Origin of the sequence: Streptomyces sp. MBT65 (assembly GCF_016612545.1) — a bacterium.
In the GTDB taxonomy this organism is placed as follows: domain Bacteria; phylum Actinomycetota; class Actinomycetes; order Streptomycetales; family Streptomycetaceae; genus Streptomyces.
On the sequence record NZ_JAENRY010000817.1, the window covers coordinates 1 to 340 of the forward strand.

Sequence of the window (340 nt, forward strand, 5' to 3'; positions counted from 1 at the left end):
GAGGGTGTGGGCGCGGCGGAAGTGCGGGCGCGGGAGGGGGAGTTGGACGGCTCGACGGTCTCGGACATCATCTTCACGTCGGGGACGACGGGCCGCCCCAAGGGCGCGGTGATCACGCACGCGCAGACACTGCGGGGCTACGAGATCTGGAGCGACCTGGCGGGGCTGCGGCAGGGCGACCGCTATCTGATCGTGAACCCCTTCTTCCACACCTTCGGCTACAAGGCGGGCGTGATCGCCTCGCTGATGCGGGGCGCGACGATGATCCCGCAGCCGGTGTTCAACGTCGACACGGTGCTCGCGAACATCGCGGCGGAGCGGGTGTCGGTCCTCCCCGGCC

General features: G+C 70.0%; 1 protein-coding gene. It reads left to right on the top strand.

The window, feature by feature from the left end; all coding sequences use genetic code 11:
• Positions 1-340 (top strand): AMP-binding protein (locus tag JHN63_RS52240; RefSeq protein WP_200692079.1); only part of this gene is annotated, 340 nt, incomplete at both ends.